Here is a 16,768-nt window from a genome sequence, read left to right on the forward strand (position 1 = left end):
TCGTATTAATCAATTTTGAGCCGACTATGAGCAACGCCGTGACAGCAGAACCTTCTAATACTAATCATACCAATGACAGCACCTACTATCAGCCGCAGCTAATTGAAGCCGCGCAACAAGCCAAATGGGCAACGGATAAGCGTTATGAAGTGGGCAACGAGCCTAGCGATAAGCCAAGTCGCTATATGCTGTCGATGTTCCCTTACCCAAGCGGCAAGCTGCACATGGGTCACGTGCGTAACTATACCATCTCAGATGTGCTGAGCCGTTACTATCGCCTCAAGGGCTATGAAGTCATGCAGCCAATGGGCTGGGACGGTTTCGGCTTGCCCGCTGAAAACGCAGCTATTGCCAATCAGACGCCACCTGCCAAATGGACGTTCGCTAATATTGACAGCATGCGCGCGCAGCTAAAATTGCTTGGTTTGTCTATTGACTGGTCGCGTGAATTTGCCACTTGTAGCCCTGAGTATTATCAGTGGGAGCAGTGGTTGTTTTTACAGTTATACAAAAAAGGCTTGGTCTATAAGAAGCTGGCGACGGTCAATTGGGATCCGATTGATAATACAGTTTTAGCCAACGAGCAAGTCATCGACGGTAAAGGCTGGCGTAGTGGTGCAGCGGTCGAAAAACGCGATATCCCGATGTATTACTTTAATATCACCGATTATGCTGATGAATTGCTTGATGACTTGGATCAATTAGAAGGTCACTGGCCATCTGAAGTACTGACCATGCAGCGCAACTGGATTGGTCGTAGTGCTGGTATGGAAGTACACTTCCCTTATGAGCTTGCCGGCCAAGCCAATAGCTTAGACGTCTTTACTACCCGTCCCGATACTTTGATGGGCGTCACTTATGTAGCGGTTGCCGCTGAGCATCCATTGGCGCAGTATGCGGCTGAGCATGATGAAACGATTGCTGCGTTTTGTGCCCTTTGCAAAAAAGGCTCAGTCGCGGAAGCAGACCTAGCCAAAGCAGAAAAAATCGGTATGGACACTGGTCTCACCGTGACGCATCCATTGACTGGCGAAGAAGTGCCTGTTTGGGTTGCCAACTATGTGCTGATGAGCTACGGCTCTGGCGCAGTCATGGCTGTACCGGCGCATGACGAACGCGATTATGAATTTGCCGTTAAATACGACTTACCTATCAAACAAGTTATCCAGTCTCCTGATGGTCATACTGAGTCTGTTATCGCCGAAGCCAAAACAGATGGTTCTGAGCCAAATCTTGCCTATACTGAGCGCAACATTTTGATCAATTCAGGTGAATTTGACGGTCTAGACTTTGAGCAAGCGTTTGAAGCGATGCTAGCCAAACTTGAACCAGAAGAACTTGCGAAGAAAAAGATCCAATATCGTCTCCGCGATTGGGGCGTCTCTCGCCAGCGCTATTGGGGTTGCCCTATCCCAATGGTCAACTGTGAACATTGCGGCACCGTACCAGTCGAAGAGCAAGATTTGCCAGTAGTATTGCCGACTGACGTCGTCCCTGATGGTCGCGGTAACCCACTCAAAAACATCCCAGAGTTTGTCAATACCACTTGTCCTAAATGTGGCAACCCTGCTGAGCGCGAAACTGATACCTTTGATACCTTTGTGGAGTCGAGCTGGTACTATGCGCGTTTTGCCAGTCCAAATGACGCACAAAACATGGTCAACAAGTCTGCTGCCAATAAATGGCTGCCGGTCGATCAATATGTCGGCGGTGTAGAGCACGCGGTCATGCATTTACTGTATGCACGCTTCTTTCATAAGCTCATGCGCGATGAGTCACTGGTATCAGGCGATGAGCCATTTGCCAACCTTATGACTCAAGGCATGGTGCTTGCCGGTACTTTTTACCGTGTTAATGCCGATGGCAGCACGACCTATTACTTTGCAGAAGACATCGATATTGACTACAACGAGCGTGGTCAACCGATTAAAGCCATTTTAAAGTTAGATGGTCAGCCAGTGACTATTGGCAAAATTGAAAAAATGTCTAAGTCAAAGAACAACGGTGTTGACCCACAAATCACCATTGATAAGTATGGCGCTGACACGGTTCGCCTTTATACCCTATTTACTGCGCCTGCCGATCAAACGCTAGAATGGTCAGATGACGCGCTAAAAGGCCCTTATAATTTCGTTAAAAAAGTATGGCGCATTGCTACTGAGCACATGCAAGCGCTCACCGAAGCAAACCTAAGCTTTGAGACGCTAAACAATGCCGCCTTTAATACGGATGGCTTAAGTAAAGAAGCGAAAAACTTACGCCGTAAGACCCATGAGACTATTGCCAAGATTGATAGTGATTTGGGCGATCGTCTGGCGCTAAACACCCCCGTATCAAGCCTCATGGAACTTGCCAACGAACTTTCGAGCTTTAAAGCCGATAGTGAACAGGATCTACAAGTCCAGCACGAAGCGCTGATTGATTTGCTTATTATGCTATCAGTCTATGCGCCGCATGCGGGCGAGCATTTACTTGAGCAGTTAGGGCTCGATACATTAACCCTAAACTACCCAACCGTGGATGAAAGTGCGCTAGTACAGGATATGATCACGATGGTGGTACAGGTTAATGGTAAAATGCGCGGTAAGATGGATGTCGCGCCGAACAGCGACCCTGAACAACTAAAAGCGCAAGCACGCTCGATGGATAGTGTGGCAAAATTCTTGACCGGTGAAATCAAAAAAGAAATCGTCGTACCGAATAAACTGGTCAATATCGTGGTTGCAGGCTAGACCTTTTTAAACTTAGTGTTTTAAGCCTTTTTATCAACATAAGGATAGCGATTATGTCGTATAAGCATCGAGCTGTGCAGTCATCTCAAACAAAATTAAGCAAGCCAAATGGGCAATGCAGTATGGCAAAAAGGTCTAGTGGACAGAAGCTAGCGACAGCATTACTCACAAGCTTGCCACTGTTTGCTGTGCTTGGATCGACAGCAGCGCTGAGCGGCTGTGGCTTCCAGCTACGAGGTTATGACACGCCGATGCTATTTAATGTTGCTAAAACAGCAGTCATTATCGAAGACAATCGTACCTCCTTCCCACTAAAGTTACCATTGACACGACGCCTAGAGGCCTTGGGTGTCGAGGTGACTGATAATATGACCTTGGCTGATGTCACCAATAACAATAAAAACGCTACAGCGGAACCCATTGCCGCGATTAACGTCAATAATATACGCTTTAAGCGTTATGAATTGGTCGGCGTTTTAACAGAAATTCGCTTGGTAATATCAGCAGATGTCAGCTATCAAGCCTTACAAAACGGCAAAGTTGTGACGCTGACCAACCCCATCCAAGTTGAGCGCAGCTACCAGTATAATGAAGCATCGGTCAGTACCGATGACCAGCAAGGCGACCAAGTTCGTGACTGGCTCTATGACAGCTTGGCACGCCGTATCACTGATCAGTATGTCGCCATTGCTCTGCCTAGAGTCGCCCCTACCAGCGCCAATACACCATCACAAATAGGGTCAGCATCTACGGCAGTTATCGTACCAAACGCACCAAACCCTTAATATTTAGCGTACGGCATTCTGCACATCCATCCTCATAAACCTGTGTCCTCATTAGTCTATGCAAGATACTTTTATACAAGCCTATCCCAAACTACTACAGTCATCCGTGGCAGTAGCTGGCTTGTGGCTGGCACATGGAGATGAGCCCTTACTAAGTCAGTGGCTGATTGACGCCTTGCGTCCGCATTGGCGTGCACAAAATTACGCGATTAAACGTATAGAACTGATATCAGTTAAGAGCTGGCAAGAAGTACTGTCAGAGCTTGGCAGTCAATCTCTATTTGATGATGCTAGCGCGCTGATCGTGACCGGCAATCATAAACCAGACAAATCCGTTATCGCTGAGCTTGAGCGCTTTGCTGTTGAGGCACAAACAGGGGCGCACAGTCATAGCTTATTATGGCTAACGCCCAAACAAGACAAAAGAGCGCAAAGCAGCAAGTGGTTTGCGCCATTTTCTCAATACGGTCACGTCATTGATTGCAATTTATACAACGAACAGCAACGTCAGCAGCTGTTGCAGATTCAAGCCCAGCAGTTTGGACTCAGACTGTCACAAGAAGCATGGCAACTGCTCATGTCGCACACCGAGCATCACCTGTTAAGTGCTTATCAAACCTTATGGCGGCTGTCTTATTTATTTGCGCCGCAGTTGGATGCTAGTAGTCATGACGCAACTCACGAAGGCAGTAATCAGTCTACAACGACAGCGCCAAACGTAGCACTAGATATCAAGGATCTTCAAGCCGCCTTGGTCAGCGACGCCCAATTCAGTGTCTTTGATCTGTCCGATGCGATGCTGGCAGGCAATAGCGCACAAGTGGCAAAAATCATTTTTCAGCTGAAAGCCACTGATGAGCCGACGACCTTGGTACTGTGGGCAATCAGCAAAGACATGCGCCAAATCATACAATTAATGGATGGCCAAGATCCGCAAGCACTGGGTATTTGGCGTAGCAAGCAAGGATTATATCAACAAGCCTGCCGCCGCCAAGCAAAAGTGCAAACGGCTGAATGGCCTGCGCTGCTGTATCGTTGTGATCAAGCGATTAAGGGGCTCGTTCGTCAGCCAGCATGGGAGTTGTTATTGCAGGCAGCATTAGAGCTAGCAGGTAAGCGTTTATTTGCGATGCGCTAAAATTAGTCTGTCACCACCTTCTATTGTTTCGCTTATTAACCAGTTAACCATCTCCTCTCTTACTGACTTATAGGTTTAAACACTATAAGTCCAGATTTTACTACCCTATCTTGTTCTCCTATAATTTTCGCCTTATTGTTTTTAGTAAGCGTTTATTTTCTGTACCTATCTCTATGCTTAGCTACCTTAACCTTTCGTAAACTAATTAACATTCCCTTTTATAGATGAAGTCTCTACTATATCTACACTTGATTTAATTGTGATTGGATTGTTGTCATGCGCAAAATAAGCAAAAAGGCTGCTATCAAATGGGGTGTCATTACCTTAATTATCGTAGCATTAGGGGCTTTGGCCTATACTTTTTTAAAACCAGAAGAAACCACACCTAACTACTTAACCGCAACCGTTGAGGTCGGTGATATTGAAAACAATGTCATGGCATCGGGTAAAGTGAAAGCGTTAAATACCGTCGATGTAGGGGCACAGGTATCTGGTGAAGTAAAACGCCTGTACGTTGAAGTCGGCGATGAAGTGAAGCAAGGCGATTTGATTGCGCAGATTGATCAAGTGACTCAGAAGAATAGCCTGAGTAATGAACAAGCCACCCTTGAGCAAAGCGAAGCGGCGCTACAAAGTGCCCAAGCGGAATCGTTGAGCAAACAAGCCAGTCTAAAAAGTGCCTATGCCGATCTTGCCAGCCGTCAGTCTGAGCTCAAACAAGCCCAGTCTGATTTTGCGCGTTTGCAGAATTTAGTCGCGATCGACGCTATCTCGCAGCAAGAATACGACACCCAAGCGACCAGCGTTGAGACAGCAAAAGCAGCCGTTGCTAATGCAGCTGCAGCTATTGATACGGCAAAAGCAGCCATTGCGACTACTGAAGCCAATATCAATAGTCAGCAAGCAGCGTTACGCAAATCACGAACCAATGTGAGTACTGCTGAAGAAGACCTGAGCTATACCACGATTCGTGCGCCGATATCAGGTACTGTCGTTTCTATTACGACTGAACAAGGCACCACCGTGAATGCCAACCAAACGGCGCCAACATTGGTGACGCTAGCAGATTTATCGACCGTACGTATCAATGCACAAATCTCAGAAGCTGATGTCATTAACGTCAATGCTGGTATGCCCGCTTATTTCAATATCATTGGTAATCCAGATAAGCAGTATGATGCGACATTAACCGCTATCGAACCTGCCCCAGAGCAAATCAGTAGTACCAGCTCGACAGACGCTGCTATCTATTATGTCGGCTACGTAGAAGTACCGAACCCTGACCGCTTGTTTCGAATCGATATGACGGCGCAGATCTATATCATCGTTAACGAAGCCAAAAATGCGCTATTAGTACCGTCAACAGTGATACAAGAAAAACGAGCTAAAGGTAAAGAAAAAGGCAAAGCAGCCACGGGCAAATTTGTACGTGTATTAAAAGAGGACGGAACCGTAGAAGAGCGTACTGTAGAAGTCGGTATCGATAACCGAGTAAACGCACAGATCTTAAGTGGTTTAAAAGAAGGGGAAGAAGTAATCATCAGTGAAGAAAGCGGTAAGAAATCAGGTAGCGGCCGTATCCCTGGTGGACCTCGAATGTAACTTGTTCTTTGACTATGTTGAATAAAAAAGGGCCTGTTAAACATAGCAGCCCTTTCATAACAACACTATAACGCTTATTAGCCTTTATTAAAGATACTGCTATGACTATATCTCAATCTCCTAAACCGTCGACTGAAGATAACTCTGAAAGTAGCACGGCTCAAAACTTAGAGTCACACACTACTGCTAATCCTTCAAACAACTCAGATAACTTAAACAACTCAGCAAAAACTAAGACCGCTAACCACTCTGCATCAGGCAAGCCTATTATGGAGCTGTCTGGAATTATCAGAGAGTTCCCTGCTGGTGAGCAAACCATTCGCGTCTTGCATGATATCAATCTAACTATCAATCAAGGCGAAATGGTGGCAATCATTGGGCAGTCTGGCTCTGGTAAGTCCACCTTGATGAATATCTTGGGCTGTCTCGATCAGGCGACGGCTGGCGACTATAAAATATATGGTAAGTCAGCACGCAAGCTTGATGCTGACGAGCTCGCTGAACTACGCCGTGAACACTTTGGTTTTATTTTTCAGCGTTATCATCTGCTTGGTGACATTAGCGCCAAAGACAATGTAGCAGTTCCTGCCGTATATGCTGGCATGGATACCGAGGCACGCACCAATCGTGCTGAGAAATTACTAACTGACCTCGGCCTTGGCAATAAGGTCAATAACCGCCCTAACCAGCTCTCAGGTGGACAGCAGCAGCGTGTTTCTGTTGCTCGTGCACTGATGAATGGTGGTGACGTGATCTTGGCAGATGAGCCAACTGGTGCCCTAGACAGTAAGTCTGGCGAAGATGTCATGGCGATATTACATGACCTCAGCGCACAAGGTCATACCATTATCATGGTTACTCATGATCCAAAGCTAGCGGCACAAGCGGAGCGTGTGATTGAGCTAAAAGATGGCCATGTCATCGCTGACTATCAAACTGAGCATTACAAGCACACAGACAAAAAACCAGAGTCTATCCTTGGTGAACATCGAAAAAGTGCCTTTGGTAGCTTTGTTGATCGACTGCTTGAAGCGTTTAAGATGTCATTGCTTGCTATGCGTGCGCATAAAATGCGTACCTTGTTGACCATGTTGGGTATCATTATTGGTATCGCTGCTGTCGTGTCTATCGTAGGCTTAGGTCAAGGCTCTCAGCAGCAGATTTTGGCTAATATCAGCTCGTTAGGTACTAATACCATCACTGTCAATGATGGCTACCCTAGAGGCGACCCTAGACGCCGTTACAACGATGACAACCTGACACCAGAAGACGCAGAAGCGGTCGGCAATCAGCCATATATTATCAGCGTTAGCCCTCAAGTGAATGCCAACTCTAGTGTCCGTTATCGAAGTATACAAGAGGATGCCACGGTCAATGGCGTTGGTGAAGACTATCTAACCGTCACTGGTGAGACATTGGTATTGGGTCAAGGGTTTGATGCAAAAAGTATCACATTACGTAGTCAAGATATCATCATCGATGACAATGCCAAACAGACCTTTTTTGCAGATATTGATAATCCTGTTGGTGAGGTGATATTGGTTGGCAGCGTGCCCGGACGCGTGATTGGCGTACTCGAAGAGAGCGACGGCGGCTTTGGTCCCAGTGTGACGACGCCTACTATCTATATGCCTTATACAACAGTGATGTCGCGTGTTACTGGTAGCACCAATATTGACCGCTTTGTGGCGTTGTTAGATGATAGTATCTCCTCTAGTGCCGCAGAGACTGCCATTTCTGACTTGATAGAGAGTCGCCATGGCAAAGATGACTTTGAGTTACGTAATTCAGACTCTATTCGTCAAACGATCGAGTCGACAACAGGTACGATGACACTGCTTATCTCATCGGTCGCGGTTATTTCATTGATCGTCGGCGGTATTGGAGTGATGAACATCATGCTCGTCTCTGTCACCGAACGAACTAATGAGATTGGTGTACGTATGGCAGTGGGCGCGCGTCAGAGCGATATCATGCAGCAGTTCCTCATTGAGGCCGTTTTGGTCTGTATATTAGGGGGACTTATTGGTATTGGACTGGCCTTTGCCATTGGTGAACTGATTAATAGTGTGGGTGGTGATAATTTCAAAGTCATCTATTCATCGACTTCCATTATTGCCGCTTTTGTTTGTTCGACACTCATTGGCGTAGTATTTGGATTCTTGCCTGCCCGTAATGCCGCCAAATTGGATCCTGTAGAGGCATTGTCTCGATATTGACAACTAGACACCTGAGCATTTTGTCCAAGTATTCAGTACGAAATATCGAAGTAACGATAAAAAATCAAAGAAATACGCAGTTTTACGAGAGATTTACACTTTTTTCCTAATACGGGGTTGTAATTGTCTTAATTATATATATAATGTGCTCTCACGTTTAGGGATACAAACACTTTAAACGTTAGGGTTGTTAGCTCAGTTGGTAGAGCAGTTGACTTTTAATCAATTGGTCCCGCGTTCGAGTCGCGGACAGCCCACCATATTTAGTTTGATCTTTATTAATCGTTCTGCCCTATCCGGTAGTAGACCAATAAAGATAAGTTTAAAAGACATCGTTAAGATGTTTAGTTTTTAGAAAGTTCGTTACATAGGATTTTCTTTTGCAGAGTTAAAAAGCAAATGCTTTTTATACACTCTTCAGGGTTGTTAGCTCAGTTGGTAGAGCAGTTGACTTTTAATCAATTGGTCCCGCGTTCGAGTCGCGGACAGCCCACCATATTTAGAAAGCCCAGTCATTTTATGACTGGGCTTTTTTTCGACTGTCTTTTTATGAGTGTAGATTTATGAGCATTGATAGCTATCAATCACGCCTACGCTTAAAGAGTCTAAAGTTACCTCCTTTTCTCCATAGCAATTTATGCTTGATCGTATCCTTAATCGTACGTGGATGCTTGGGCGCTTGGGCAATAAAATGATCAAAATCTGCTGTGTCCATAGCCAGCTCTCGGCCATGCGCCATCATCACCATTGAGGGTTTCAAATCTCTTATCTTGTGTAAAGACTGGATGTATGTTTTAGGGTCATAGACAGGAAAGGGTGCAACGAATTTATGGCGTAGCTTGATGATCAAATCAGCTGTATATACTTGGCGGCTAGGCAGGTGAAATAAAGACAAATCACGATCCGTATGTCCCGGCGTTTCTAAAACTTGCCATTCATCAAACTTTGGCACAAGCTCACCATCTTTAACCGTGATATCTGGTTTCAAGCTTGCAGAATAATACAGGTTTTTAAATGGTCGACCTTGACGTCTGGCCACATAATATCCTAGGTTTATGTCTACGAAGTGCATCGCTCGCCCACCAATACCGCTATACCATTGCTTTTTTTTATCTGCTGAGACAATAAGACAGCCAGTCTCTTGTCGAAATTTATTTGCCCCGCCTGCATGATCAGGATGCATGTGTGTGACCACCACTACTCTTAGATCAGTGATCGGTCGCTTCAGCGTCGTTTTAATATAATCAAGCACCATCGTCACATCAGCACGGCAGCCACCGTCTAGCAGCATGATTTTATCCGGATATACCGCAAGGTAGGTACTCTGGATATAGCCTTCTAAACGTACGATTTCACATAAACTCATTGGTATTCCCTACCTCATTCATCGTTATTATTGTGAGGCTTTTATTCAATTTTATAGACAATCTTTAGTATAACGTCCGTCAGTTCAAAAAAAACGACTTTGAGTGAACGCTCGTGACTATATATGGAAGCAATGCGGCATACCGAGACGATGCGGCTAATAACTATGGAAAATCAATATTAACAACTGCATGCATAGTTTTATCCATGGCCACTCTCACTTTATTATCAAAAAGCAAAAACCCAGCACTTAGGCTGGGTTTAAGAAAATATTTAGTATTTAAAATAAATCGTAGTCGAGATTACCTACCTATTGATTATGCAAGGTCACGAACCTTTGGCTCACGTTCCCATAGACGAGACTTGGCATTGGTAATAAAGGTATCTAATTCAGCCAATGGCGTCACAAATTCATCTTTCTCAATAGGCAGCTTGCTTAAGATAAACTCATCGGTCGCACCGCAATAAGCAATGGCTTTGCAATGAGCATAAGCATCATTAAACCAATCTAGCGCTGCACTGTCTTTTGCTAGCTTCTTAGCCTGCTCTGGCATAATGATACTAACCACGGCATCAAACATCACTGACGGACCACCAGCGAGGCGCTCATCAGCTTGGATACGTGTACCATCATCCAACACAACTTCTTTATTAGGGGCGACGATTTTGACGCTAGCGCCTTGCGCTTTAGCAGCATCTTCGAACTTTTTAATTTCGCTACTATTAGAGCCTTCTGCGACCAAGATACCGATCATACGACCTTTTAGACTGTCAGGCGTCAGACCAATGGTTTGTAGTGCTTTAGAAGTCGCCATATCCTGTACAGGTGCAGCCGCGTCAGCAGGTTCTGGCAGTTCCATACCCAGCGCCGTTGCTACACGGTTGGCCAAATCTTCATCGATATGAATCAAATGACTCAGCATACGAGTACGTACATGTGCCGTATCTACTTTGCCCAGCTCAAATGCATAAGCAGAAGCAATATGCGCTTGCTCAATAGCCGTCTGACTACGGTAGAACATACGTGGCTGGCTGTAATGATCAGCGAAGCTCTCATCACGTACGCGACCTTTTACACCATCATCTAATTGCTCATGGAATGAGTTGAAACCACGTTTAGCGCTTTCACGAGGACGAGTTGGATCTAGACTTTGTGGCTCATAGAGTACACGTGTCTTAGGCACTTGCATCTGCATATGACCATCTTGCTGATTGTTAGCAAACGGACATTTTGGTGCATTAATAGGAATCTGGGCAAAGTTCGGTGATCCTAGACGTGATAGCTGCGTGTCTAAATAACTGAACAGACGACCTTGCAATAATGGGTCATTACTAAAATCAACACCAGGTGGCAGATGCGATGGGCAGAATGCTACTTGCTCAGTTTCTGCAAAGAAATTATCTGGATAGCGGTTCAATACCATCTTACCCACGACTTTCACTGGCACCAATTCTTCAGGAATCAGTTTAGTCGCATCTAAATGGTCAAATGGAAATTCGTTGGCTTCTTCTTCAGTAAATAACTGTACGCCAAACTCCCACTCAGGATAGTCACCATTGTTGATTGACTCAAACAAGTCACGACGATGATAGTCAGGATCAGCACCTGAGATTTTTACTGCCTCATCCCATGTGGTTGACTGTACGCCTAATACTGGTTTCCAATGAAAACGCACAAAGGTGCTCTTACCGTCTTTGTTGATTAAGCGATAGCTATGAATACCAAAGCCTTCCATCATACGTAGGCTACGTGGTAGACCACGATCACTCATCAGCCAAATTAGATTGTGCATGGTTTCAGGACTTAACGAGACAAAATCCCAAAACGTATCATGGGCAGACGCCGCTTGCGGAAAACCGCGATCTGGTTCTGGTTTTACCGCATGAATCAAATCTGGGAACTTCATCGCATCTTGGATAAAGAAGATTGGCATATTGTTACCAACGATATCCCAGTTGCCTTCTTCTGTATATATTTTCACAGCAAAACCGCGCACATCTCGTGGCGTATCTTTTGAGCCTTTATTACCCGCTACCGTTGAAAAGCGCGTAAACAATGGCGTTTGCTTACCTGTTTCGGTCAATACTTTGGCAGTCGTATATTCTTCTAGTGACTCTGTCAGCTCAAAATAACCGTGTGCTGCACTACCACGAGCATGGACGATACGCTCAGGGATACGCTCATGGTCAAAATGATTGATTTTTTCACGTAGCACAAAATCTTCTAACAGCGTAGGCCCACGTGAGCCTGTTTTTAGAGAGTTTTGGTTGTCAGCGATAGCCACACCTTGCTGCGTGGTCAATACTTTGGTGTCATCGCCTGCGCGTTGATGGGTTTCACCACCATTGCCACGTTCAGTATTCATGTCTTTGGCGGGGTCAGTATGATCGATATTATTATTCATAAAAAGTCCTAGCTAATGGATTAAGAGTGCTCTTTTAAACCTCTAAAAGAGTGCTTACACAGGTTTGATATCCTTTGAGAGAATGGTGACTTCATCTGTCAATTATTTGTTTGTGTCTTCAGCATTGCCTAGCGTTAAATTGATACCGCACTAAAATTCATAAAGGAATAATAGGCTTAGGACTTATACTACCCAAAAATTAAGTCAAATATAGTTGCGTATATAGTAAACCTTGTTGATGTTTGGTTAAGGTTTACAGTCGCTATGAACCAGCATTTTAGAAGGCCTTAAAGGAGCATCAACGTTAACAATAGAATCTTGTAATGTAGTTATTCTTTAAGGTATGCTTTTATGAAGTACCAGAGACTATCGATAAATAAATTGGCATGGTTCTAGCTTTACATTTATCTTTTTTATATCGTTGAATTCAAATAATTCCGAGACAAGAAAACCGAGCGCAAGTTATACATTAGTATGCTTAGCGAGGATGATGATGTAGCGGATTTATATGAATTTGACGATGCGACTACTTTTTATATAACTATAAGGCGATCCATTATGCTACCAACTCTAAGCTCTCCGACTAAAAAACCTTACCGCTCATTACTGGTGGGCGCGTCAATGGGTCTAATGGCATTGACTGTCAGTCAAACGGCTGCCGCTATTACGACCAAAAATGTTACCTACACGGTAGATAACCAAGCATACGAAGGCTATTACGCTAAAGCGGATAAGCCCAACGCCCCTTTTATTTTGCTCATTCATGATTGGGATGGATTGACAGATTATGAGCGCAAACGTGCTGATATGTTAGCGACTGAAGGTTACAACGTACTAGCGGCAGACATGTTTGGACAAGGCATTCGCCCCACGTCTATCGAAGAAAACAAACGCCTAACTGGTGAGCTATATGATGACCGTAATAAAATGCGTCGCATATTAGCAGGCGCATTAACAGCCGGACAATTACAAGGCAATGATGTGCGTAAAGGCACTACCATGGGGTATTGTTTTGGCGGTACAGTTGCGTTAGAGCTAGCACGCTCAGGCTTTGAGCAAAAAGCATTTGTCCCTTTCCACGGTGCCTTTGATGTGCCAACGGGTCAAAGTTATGACAATACCACTGGAGAAATCCTAGTATTCCATGGCTCAGCTGACCAATCTGTCTCTCTAGAAAGCTTTGCGACTTTGGGTAAGACCTTAGAAGCCGCCAAGATACCTCATGAGATGGTGACATACAGCGGCGCACCACATGCCTTTAGCGTGTTCGGTAGCGATAGATATGATGCCCGCGCCGATGAGCGCTCTTGGAAACGTTACTTGGACTTCTTAGCAGAAGAATATAAATAGTCTAACTGTACAAATCAAATAAGTAATAATATAAGCAAGCCCAAAAAAAGACACCTCAATAAGATCTTATAACGATCCATTGAGGTGTCTTTTTTTTATTTAATTTTTGCTGACGCTTTAAAAACTTAGTACTTTTGAAATACTAACAGTTGATTATTGGCAGGCATCGCATACGTTTTGCATAGCAGTAGATGATGCGTGGTTGCCAAGCTTACAATATCTTCTTTATCACGAATACCACTATCAAGATTGCCTGCTCTCAACATCGCATCAAATCGCTGATTGCCCTCACTGGTATATTTGCCATTTTCGTTAAATGGGCCATATACAATCAGCTTTCCGTCAGTAGGTAGCGCATCGCCCACCAATGCAAATAACCGTTTAACCAAAGCCCAACTAATAATATGCAAAGTATTTGCCGTAAATATCACATCATAAGGTTTGGCTATATCACTATTATCTAAATGACTACTAACAGGTACTGAATCATGCACCAGATCAAACACCAGTGGCAGATATAAATTGGGCGCAGGATAGGCATTATGCCAAGCTGCTATATGACGATGATTACTAATAACATCGCTGGTTTGCCATTTGAGATGAGGTAAGTTTGATGCAAAATACACGCTATGCTGACCCGTTCCAGAGCCAATCTCTAGTACATGATTAAAGCCTTGTAGCTCACTTTCTAATAATTCGAGGATAGGCTTTTTATTATTCTCACACGCTTGAGAAAACGGCAATGCAGAAATATCCACTTTATTATTTAGATTGTCACTATTTAGATCAGCGTCATGCATCACTACTCTCTCCAGACCGTCTATTATTTTCTTAGCATTGATTTCGATAGATTAATGAGCATTATCAAATATTAACTCAGTCATCGTATCTCACTATTAGTAAATACCCGCCTCTACCCCAGCTGCTAGCGTCATAGCAAGCTCTTCTACTTGCTCAACAAAGCTATCTTGCCAATCACCTTGTAGTATCAGCGCCTCTTGGATCCATGACCAACGCAGTCCCGTCGTAATCGTTTTCATCGCAAGCTTAGTACCCGTACCATCATGGCCTGCTCGTATATACAACGCAAAGGGCATACCTTGCTTTTCTTCTAGCACAGGATAATAGCAACGATCAAAAAAGTCTTTGGTAAGCCCTGCCATATATGCTAGATTTTCAGTCGTACCTAGTAGTAGCGCGTCAGCTGCCAACACATCTTCAGGCTGTGTATCCTGTGGTGATTTCAAAATGACGTTGATATCTATATCAGGATGATTGGCACCGTCGAAAGCTGCCTGCGCCAATTTCTGAGTATTGGGCGATGGCGCGTGAGCGACGATAAGTAGCGTTTTAACAGCCATAGTAATCACCATATCAAAGCGGTTTTGCACATCTAAAAGTAATGTTCTGAGTAATATCAGGATGAATACTCTTAGCTACCGGACAAGTCAGGGCAGTGTTATAAAATATCGTTTGCGTTCTATCATCAAGTTCACGGTTGAATTTTACAATGATATGTATTTCACTCACTCGTCTTGGGTCAGCAGCCATAACTTTGGTTACTTCAGCGGTAGTACCTGCAATATCAATATCCATATCCATATCCATATCCATATCATGGGCTTTAATACCGACAATCGTCAACATACAACTGGCTAAACTCGTCGCTAATAAATCAGTCGGAGAAAATGCCTCGCCTTTGCCGTGATTATCAATTGGCGCATCAGTGATAATCTCATTATTTGATTGCAAGTGAATCGCGGTGGTACGTAGATCACCTTGATAAGTTACTTTTGAAGTTGTCATAGGGTTCTCTTCTGTAATTCTATTTAATATTTATAATGTATTTGCACCTTTTAATGCCCACACAATTACACCATCTCTCTCTAGCTTGAGTTGACGACCTAACTCAAAATTAGGACACATAAAAAGCACAAATTTTAATAAGGCATTAGTTTCTAATACCTTATTAATATCTTTCTTAAGCTTCTGATTACTTGTAGGAGCCACTGCAGCAAAAACTTCAGCAGCTAATCTACCACATTCTGATTCAATATCTGAACCTGAAGCAGTTCCAAGATTAAGTCTAAATGGAGCTAATTCTGGGTATTCAGTAAATAGAAGTTCCAATGCGTAAAATGAGGCTAAATAAGTAAAAGATTGATTAATTTGCTCGACTATATTCAGTTCACGCTTAGAATCTAAAGGATCAAAACCTATACCGCCAAACTTCATTTTTGAAAAGAACGTTTGTGAGGTGTTTTCATTAATTTCAGAGCTAATCTGCAATAGAGTTTTATCCATTGATTCATACAATTTTTTCTCAAGTTGCTTAAGCTCTTCAATATTATCTACTGTGAAAGATTTAAGCATAAAAGGGTTACATAGCAAGATTAAACTGAAGAGTTTGATCATGGCTCAGATTGAACGCTGGCGGCAGGCTTAACACATGCAAGTCGAGCGGAAACGATGATAGCTTGTATCAGGCGTCGAGCGGCGGACGGGTGAGTAATTCTTGTACTCTACCTTTACGACACAATCATTACCGACTGCTTCAAATATTTTTATCAGTTGATCTAAAGATAACATATAAAGCTTTTTGTTTTTATCAATATCCGAAGTGAAAATAATACCATCGAATCCACCACTTTGGTTTATGCAAGGATTAAAAATAAAACTATGCATAACTCTACTCGCAATAAACCATAGGTCTCGCTTTTCTAACTGAGGTTTACTTAAATTATATAACTCATCTATCTTATAGTTATTTCGCCAAGTAACATTATCACCTACATATGAAAATCAATCTAGATCGTACTTTTGGTTTTTAAGGCTACTAGTAATTTTAGTTTCTATCTCTAATAATTTCCTAATCGAATAAAAACCGATAAAAACAGCTTGTTCAATTTTTACATATAATTCTTCATTGATTTCTTCGAGAGCTTCACACTCTTTAAATTTTATAACGCTTTCTAAAAGAGGTTGCTTCCAATAATAACTTTCGTGTATCACAGCGCTTCCTTGTAGATTTAGTATCATAGCAATTGATACAGTAATAAGTTGATTAAATCAAGTCAGACCTAAAACCGCACCCAAAAGAAAACCCCCTGTGACTTATGTCACAGGGGGTTTAGCTTTTGAATAGAGAGCTGACGATGACCTACTCTCACAT

Annotated in this window: 13 protein-coding genes and 2 tRNA genes; 8 read left to right on the forward strand and 7 right to left on the reverse strand. The window is 43.5% G+C overall.

Translation table 11 applies throughout. From position 1 onward, the window contains the following. Positions 1 to 26 precede the first annotated feature (26 nt). From leuS to J5X94_RS11545, 7 genes are all read left to right on the forward strand, one after another. Positions 27 to 2,732, forward strand: a complete 2,706-nt coding sequence (gene leuS, locus J5X94_RS11515) for a leucine--tRNA ligase (RefSeq protein ID WP_210541350.1) — start codon at positions 27 to 29, stop codon at positions 2,730 to 2,732. A 122-nt stretch (positions 2,733 to 2,854) separates the two neighbouring features. Then, positions 2,855 to 3,517 carry a hypothetical protein gene (locus J5X94_RS11520; RefSeq protein WP_210541351.1) on the forward strand — a complete coding sequence of 221 codons (663 nt, stop codon included), beginning with the start codon at positions 2,855 to 2,857 and terminating at the stop codon, positions 3,515 to 3,517. Positions 3,518 to 3,575: 58 nt separating this feature from the next. Then, positions 3,576 to 4,655 carry a DNA polymerase III subunit delta gene (gene holA, locus J5X94_RS11525; RefSeq protein ID WP_210541352.1) on the forward strand — a complete coding sequence of 360 codons (1,080 nt, stop codon included), beginning with the start codon at positions 3,576 to 3,578 and terminating at the stop codon, positions 4,653 to 4,655. 276 nt (positions 4,656 to 4,931) lie between these two features. After that, entirely contained in the window at positions 4,932 to 6,257 is a 1,326-nt protein-coding gene (locus J5X94_RS11530) for an efflux RND transporter periplasmic adaptor subunit (RefSeq protein ID WP_210541353.1), read from the forward strand. Between the two features lie 269 nt (positions 6,258 to 6,526). Then, on the forward strand, positions 6,527 to 8,476 hold the full coding sequence (locus J5X94_RS11535) for a MacB family efflux pump subunit (RefSeq protein ID WP_228293247.1): 1,950 nt from the start codon (positions 6,527 to 6,529) through the stop codon (positions 8,474 to 8,476). A 184-nt stretch (positions 8,477 to 8,660) separates the two neighbouring features. Continuing rightward, positions 8,661 to 8,736, forward strand: a tRNA-Lys gene (locus J5X94_RS11540). Between the two features lie 160 nt (positions 8,737 to 8,896). Next, a tRNA-Lys gene (locus J5X94_RS11545) sits at positions 8,897 to 8,972 on the forward strand. Positions 8,973 to 9,056: 84 nt separating this feature from the next. Here J5X94_RS11545 and J5X94_RS11550 read toward each other — a convergent pair. Both J5X94_RS11550 and J5X94_RS11555 read right to left on the reverse strand, forming a co-directional pair. Then, positions 9,057 to 9,842: an MBL fold metallo-hydrolase gene (locus J5X94_RS11550; RefSeq protein WP_210541355.1), complete on the reverse strand. Its 786-nt coding sequence runs from the start codon at positions 9,840 to 9,842 to the stop codon at positions 9,057 to 9,059. A 316-nt stretch (positions 9,843 to 10,158) separates the two neighbouring features. Continuing rightward, positions 10,159 to 12,246, reverse strand: coding sequence for a catalase (locus tag J5X94_RS11555; protein ID WP_210541356.1), 2,088 nt, complete (start codon positions 12,244 to 12,246; stop codon positions 10,159 to 10,161). Between the two features lie 558 nt (positions 12,247 to 12,804). On the opposite strand from J5X94_RS11555, the gene J5X94_RS11560 reads away from it, so the two are divergent. Next, positions 12,805 to 13,596: a dienelactone hydrolase family protein gene (locus J5X94_RS11560; protein WP_210541357.1), complete on the forward strand. Its 792-nt coding sequence runs from the start codon at positions 12,805 to 12,807 to the stop codon at positions 13,594 to 13,596. A gap of 125 nt (positions 13,597 to 13,721) precedes the next feature. Here J5X94_RS11560 and J5X94_RS11565 read toward each other — a convergent pair whose 3' ends face one another. The 5 genes from J5X94_RS11565 to J5X94_RS11585 all read right to left on the reverse strand — a co-directional run bounded on the left by J5X94_RS11565 (position 13,722) and on the right by J5X94_RS11585 (position 16,608). Next, positions 13,722 to 14,396, reverse strand: a complete 675-nt coding sequence (locus J5X94_RS11565) for a DUF938 domain-containing protein (RefSeq protein WP_210541358.1) — start codon at positions 14,394 to 14,396, stop codon at positions 13,722 to 13,724. Positions 14,397 to 14,492: 96 nt separating this feature from the next. After that, positions 14,493 to 14,957, reverse strand: a complete 465-nt coding sequence (locus tag J5X94_RS11570; RefSeq protein WP_210541359.1) for a flavodoxin family protein — start codon at positions 14,955 to 14,957, stop codon at positions 14,493 to 14,495. Between the two features lie 13 nt (positions 14,958 to 14,970). Further along, positions 14,971 to 15,402 carry an OsmC family protein gene (locus tag J5X94_RS11575; protein WP_210541360.1) on the reverse strand — a complete coding sequence of 144 codons (432 nt, stop codon included), beginning with the start codon at positions 15,400 to 15,402 and terminating at the stop codon, positions 14,971 to 14,973. Positions 15,403 to 15,432: 30 nt separating this feature from the next. Then, a complete protein-coding gene (locus J5X94_RS11580; protein WP_210541361.1) occupies positions 15,433 to 15,969 on the reverse strand; it encodes a hypothetical protein in 537 nt (178 codons plus the stop codon). 429 nt (positions 15,970 to 16,398) lie between these two features. Beyond that, positions 16,399 to 16,608, reverse strand: a complete 210-nt coding sequence (locus tag J5X94_RS11585; protein WP_210541362.1) for a hypothetical protein — start codon at positions 16,606 to 16,608, stop codon at positions 16,399 to 16,401. Positions 16,609 to 16,768 lie beyond the last annotated feature (160 nt).

The organism is Psychrobacter sp. K31L (genome assembly GCF_017942195.1).
Lineage (GTDB): Bacteria > Pseudomonadota > Gammaproteobacteria > Pseudomonadales > Moraxellaceae > Psychrobacter > Psychrobacter glaciei.